Origin of the sequence: Aeromonas popoffii, from assembly GCF_000820025.1 — a bacterium.
Classification (GTDB): Bacteria; Pseudomonadota; Gammaproteobacteria; order Enterobacterales; family Aeromonadaceae; genus Aeromonas; species Aeromonas popoffii.
This window is the reverse complement of the sequence record NZ_CDBI01000084.1, coordinates 1-646: the sequence shown is the minus strand read 5'-3', so window position 1 is coordinate 646 and position 646 is coordinate 1. Positions and strand designations below refer to the sequence as shown.

Annotated in this window: 1 protein-coding gene and 1 pseudogene; one reads left to right on the top strand and one right to left on the bottom strand. The window is 64.7% G+C overall.

Annotated elements, in window-relative coordinates:
* Positions 1 to 285 (top strand): AMP-binding enzyme (locus tag BN1129_RS18245; RefSeq protein ID WP_042038489.1); only part of this gene is annotated, 285 nt, incomplete at its 5' end.
* 82 nt (positions 286 to 367) lie between these two features.
* Here the strand turns inward: BN1129_RS18245 and BN1129_RS18240 are convergent.
* Positions 368 to 646, bottom strand: a pseudogene (locus BN1129_RS18240) (amonabactin ABC transporter substrate-binding protein); the annotation flags it as partial.

Here is a 646-nt window from a genome sequence, read left to right as displayed (position 1 = left end):
CTGCGCGGTTTTCGTATCGAGCTGGGGGAGGTAGAGGCGGGCCTTCGTCGTCAACCTGGGGTGCAGGAGGCGGCGGTGCGCCTCGTCGGCGAGGGGGATGAGGCCATGCTGGTGGGCTATGTGGAGGCCAACGCCGGGGTGACCCTCCATCGCCTTGCCCTGCGCAAGGGGCTGCAGGCCACGCTGCCGCACTATATGGTGCCAGCGCGCATTCTTTTGCTCGATGCCTTGCCCAAGACTGGCAGCGGTAAGCTCGATAGAAAGGCGCTGCCACTGCCTGAATAGAGCGACCGAAAAGCTCATCAACAAGAAGCCCGCATGATGCGGGCTTCTTTATTTGCCACAGGAGCGCAGTTGGCGCAGGGGCTTATTGGGTGATGGGGGCCGCGTCCGGTTTGGCGAGCAGCTGCTCGACATCATCGATCACCTTGAGGGCAGCCTGGGGGCCGCCGGTGGAGGTCCACAGCGATCCGTCCACGGCGTCAAAGCGCTTGCCCTTGATGGCGTTCAGTTGCTGGAAGGCGGGGGTCTGCTCGGCCTGCTTCATGGCATCCACCGCATCGCCGCTGGCGCTCAGGGTGCCGATCACCAGCCAGTCACCGTCCAGCAGGTTGAGGGACTCCAGACTCAGGGCCGGGGAGTGGGG